Origin of the sequence: Exiguobacterium sp. UBA3968 (assembly GCF_002385115.1) — a bacterium.
Classification (GTDB): Bacteria; Bacillota; Bacilli; order Exiguobacteriales; family Exiguobacteriaceae; genus Exiguobacterium_A.
In genome coordinates, this window is sequence record NZ_DGCW01000012.1 from 873 (window position 1) to 5181 (window position 4309).

7 protein-coding genes are annotated in these 4309 nt (G+C 49.0%); all 7 read left to right on the plus strand.

Annotation, left to right across the window (positions count from 1 at the left end):
* A partial coding sequence (locus B3S86_RS15210; RefSeq protein ID WP_290754291.1) for a DNA-directed RNA polymerase subunit alpha C-terminal domain-containing protein occupies window positions 1-220 on the plus strand: 220 nt, incomplete at its 5' end.
* A 33-nt stretch (window positions 221-253) separates the two neighbouring features.
* Window positions 254-625, plus strand: a complete 372-nt coding sequence (gene rplQ / locus B3S86_RS15215) for a 50S ribosomal protein L17 (protein WP_023466649.1) — start codon at window positions 254-256, stop codon at window positions 623-625.
* Window positions 626-723: 98 nt separating this feature from the next.
* Window positions 724-1554 (plus strand): energy-coupling factor ABC transporter ATP-binding protein, encoded by an 831-nt coding sequence (locus B3S86_RS15220; protein WP_029343095.1) that lies wholly within the window; start codon window positions 724-726, stop codon window positions 1552-1554.
* Window positions 1542-2396, plus strand: coding sequence for an energy-coupling factor transporter ATPase (locus B3S86_RS15225; RefSeq protein ID WP_290754294.1), 855 nt, complete (start codon window positions 1542-1544; stop codon window positions 2394-2396). The genes B3S86_RS15220 and B3S86_RS15225 overlap by 13 nt, the downstream gene beginning before the upstream one ends.
* Window positions 2393-3184 carry an energy-coupling factor transporter transmembrane component T family protein gene (locus B3S86_RS15230; protein WP_290754296.1) on the plus strand — a complete coding sequence of 264 codons (792 nt, stop codon included), beginning with the start codon at window positions 2393-2395 and terminating at the stop codon, window positions 3182-3184. The genes B3S86_RS15225 and B3S86_RS15230 overlap by 4 nt, the downstream gene beginning before the upstream one ends.
* A complete protein-coding gene (truA, locus tag B3S86_RS15235) occupies window positions 3184-3918 on the plus strand; it encodes a tRNA pseudouridine(38-40) synthase TruA (RefSeq protein ID WP_290754298.1) in 735 nt (244 codons plus the stop codon). Before B3S86_RS15230 ends, truA begins: the two co-directional genes overlap by 1 nt.
* A gap of 168 nt (window positions 3919-4086) precedes the next feature.
* A partial coding sequence (gene rplM, locus B3S86_RS15240) for a 50S ribosomal protein L13 (protein WP_290754300.1) occupies window positions 4087-4309 on the plus strand: 223 nt, incomplete at its 3' end.

The following is a 4309-nucleotide window of genomic DNA, read 5'->3' on the forward strand; positions in this document are numbered from 1 at the left end:
AGATCAAAAAGAAAAAGTACTCGAAATGACGATCGAAGAACTCGATCTCTCAGTTCGTTCGTACAACTGTTTGAAACGCGCTGGTATCAACACGGTTCAAGAACTCGCGAACAAGAGCGAAGACGAGATGATGAAAGTCCGTAACCTCGGACGTAAATCACTCGAGGAAGTTCAAGCGAAACTCGACGAACTCGGACTAGGCTTGCGCAAAGAAGACTAATACTATTAATTGCACGAAGGAGGGAATCCATCCATGGCATACTCGAAATTAGGCCGTACAAGCTCACAACGTAAGGCACTTTTGCGTGACCTTGCGACTGATCTCATCATCAATGAGCGTATCCAAACTACAGAACAAAAAGCGAAGGAACTTCGTCCAGTCGTAGAGAAACTCATCACTTTAGGTAAACGCGGTGATCTCCACGCTCGTCGTCAAGTTGCATCGTTCGTTCGCCGTGAAGCTGCTGGTCAAAACGCAGAGGGCAAAGCACAAGACGCGATCCAAAAATTATTCGCTGATGTGGCTCCACGTTTTGCTGAGCGTCAAGGTGGTTACACACGCATCATGAAAATGGGACCACGTCGTGGTGACGGCGCAGAAATGGTCATCATCGAACTCGTTTAATCCTCATTAAATGATTCGCCATAAAAGGGCAGTGCGTATCCCGCTTCTGCCCTTTTGCTACAAAATGAAAGTATTGATTTGATGAAGGAGGAGAGATCATGGACAAGCTGATTGAACTGGAACAGGTCACCTATCGGTATCCGGAACAGGAACAAGCAGCCTTACACGAGGTCTCTCTGACGATTCGTTCAGGTGAATGGGTTGCTATCGTTGGTCACAACGGCTCTGGAAAATCAACGCTGACGAAATTGTTTAATGGATTGTTGTTACCGGAGACAGGGACCGTTACGGTTGCTGAGCGCTTTTCAAGTGCAAATCCGGAGCAACTGTGGGAGATGCGCCGAGCGATCGGCATCGTCTTCCAAAATCCAGATAATCAATTCGTTGGCACGACCGTGCGCGACGACGTGGCATTTGCTCTAGAAAACTGGGGTGTGCCACGCGAGGAAATGGTTCGTCGTATCGACGACAGTCTAGCGCGCGTTGGCCTTACGGATTTTGTTGATCGGGAACCCCATCAATTATCCGGCGGACAGAAGCAGCGTGTCGCAATCGCTTCGGCGCTTGCGATGCGCCCTGATGTTCTCGTGCTCGATGAAGCTACATCGATGCTTGATCCATTAGCACGACAAGAGGTCATGTCGACCGTTCAAGAACTCCATGCGACTCACCCAATGGCGGTCATCGCGATTACACACGAATTAGACGAAGTATTACGAGCTAGTCGTGTCATCGTCATGGATGCCGGGAAAATCGTATTAGAAGGATCCCCTCAGGAAGTCTTTCGTCATGCATCGTTCTTAGAAGACATCGGACTCGATGTTCCATTCGTTGTTCGGGTACAAGAACGTTTACGGGCGCAAGGTCTCTCACTCGAGGAGACGATACTAGATGAAAGAGAATTGGTGAACCGTTTATGCCAATCTTAATCCAGGAATTAAATTATACGTATCAACTCAATAGTCCGTTCGAACGAGTCGCGCTACGTGATGTGAATCTTGAGATTCCGTCAGGGGCGCTTGTTGCGTTTGTAGGGCACACCGGATCCGGAAAATCGACGCTCGTGCAGCACATCAATGGGTTGCTCAAGCCGACAGCGGGGAAGGTACAAGTCGATGACATCATCGTCGAACCGAAGAAAAAACAGGACCTCAAGCCATTAAGACGTCGCGTCGGGCTTGTTTTTCAATATCCGGAATATCAATTGTTCGAAGAGACGGTTTTAAAAGATGTCATGTTCGGTCCGATGAACTTCGGTCATGATGGTGCGACGGCTGAGCAATTAGCAAAAGAGGCATTACGGACTGTCGGACTCGATGAAGTCTTTTGGAGTCGTTCGCCGTTTGACCTGTCTGGTGGGCAAATGAGGCGTGTTGCAATTGCCGGCGTACTCGCTAGTCAACCAGACGTGTTGATCGTCGATGAGCCGACGGCAGGACTCGATCCGCAAGGACGCAAGCATATGCTGAGTCTGTTTGCCCGGCTCCATGCAGAAACCGGTATGACGTTGCTCCTAATCACGCACGACATGGATCAGGTGCTTGAGTATGCCGAGCGCGTGATCGTCATGGAAGATGCACAGGTGGCGTTTGACGGACTACCGCTTGATCTGTTTAAAGAAGAGACTTTGCTCGAGCAATTCCATCTCGATCTCCCGCACGTCTTATCGCTTGCCTGGCAAGTCGCCGATCAGCGTGGGCTGGAACGTCCGGACATCCGGACGGAAACCGAATTGATCGACTGGTTGATGACGAAGGGGGTGAGCGAATGATCGTTGGACAACATATTCCCGGTCAGTCGTACTTACATCGCTCGTCAGCACTCGCTAAGATCATCTTTGCTTTCTGCTTCATTCCGCTCGTCTTTCTCGCGAACAATGCAGCAACGAACATCTTTTTACTCATCTTTACGTTCTTAGCACTCATGAGTAGTCGCTTACCGCTTCGTTATGTTCTAAAGGGACTGCGACCGATTCTTTTCCTGATTGTCTTTACGTTCGTCATCCAACTGTTCTTCACGCGCGAAGGGGCTGTCCTCTTTGAGTTTGGCTGGCTTCGGATCTATGAAGAAGGACTGCGACTCGCGATCATCGTCTCATTACGTTTCTTCTATCTCGTCTCGATCACGACACTCGTCACGTTGACGACCTCACCGATCGAATTGACGGATGCGATTGAAATGTTATTGAAGCCGTTCAAGGTCGTCCGTGTCCCGACGCATGAGATCGCCTTAATGTTATCAATCTCACTTCGGTTCTTACCAACCTTAGCAGAGGAGACAGAGAAAATCATGAAGGCACAGCAAGCACGTGGTGTCGATTTGTCAGCAGGACCGATTAAGGAACGTTTACGGGCGATCATTCCGTTATTGATTCCCTTGTTCATCTCCGCCTTTAAGCGGGCAGAGGATCTTGCGACAGCGATGGAAGCGCGGGGGTACCGTGGAGGAGAGGGACGGACACGTCTACGGGAGTCCAAGTGGACGATGCGGGATACGGGTCTGATGATCTTGCTCGTCCTCCTGACGATCAGTTTAGTAGGATTGCGAGGGATCGGGTAATGCGTCGTTTAAAATGTACGATTCAATATGATGGAACCGGCTACGCCGGGTATCAGGTGCAACCAAACGGATTGACGATTCAAGAAGTGATTGAAACGACGCTTGCGCGGATGCACAAACATCCCGTCAAGATCATCGGCTCGGGACGGACGGATGCGAGAGTCCATGCCTACGGACAAGTCATTCACTTTGATACGGAACTAGCGATTCCCCCGGAGAACGTCGTTAAGGCACTTAATACGCTCTTACCAGCGGATATTCGTGTCCGGAGCTGTGAAGAGGTCGAATCGACCTTTGAAGCACGTTACGATGTCGTAGGGAAGGAATACCGCTATTTCGTCCGCCGCGAAGAAAATGCGTTTCGTCGGAATCTGTCGGTTCATGTTCCGTATCCGATTGATCTTGAGCGGATACGCCAAGGAATGGCGCATCTCATCGGGACGCACGACTTCAGTTCGTTCTGTGTCGCGAAGACGGAAACGGATAACCGGGTTCGGACAATTTACGAGGCAGAGTTGATGACGATCGGTGACGAACTCGTCTTTCGGTTCCAGGGCAGTGGTTTTCTCTATAATCAAATCCGGATCATGGTCGGGACGTTACTTGACGTCGGACGCGGTCGTTTTGCACCAGAGGACATTAAAAAAATGTTGCTGGCAAAGGACCGGAACGTTGCAGGCGTGACGGCGCCTCCTCATGGACTCTATCTATGGGAAGTTTTCTATCCGGAGTAAAAAAAGGCAATTGACATTGGCTATTAAAAAACATACAATGTTTATTGGCATTTCATTTATTATGAAACCACAATCTTAGCCCCGTACACCTAAGATTATGATAGATTCACCTAGTGAATAAATGAAAAATCAAAAACAGAACTTTTAATTCCTTAGGAGGTATTTTACATGCGCACAACTTTCATGGCGAAAGCTACTGATGTAGAACGCAAATGGCTCCTTATCGACGCTGAAGGTAAAACACTCGGTCGCCTTGCGAGCGAAGTTTCATCACTTCTCCGTGGTAAGCACAAGCCTACGTTCACACCACACGTTGACTGTGGGGATAACGTTATCCTCATCAACGTTGAGAAAATCGTTTTAACTGGTAACAAACTCGACAAAAAAGTCT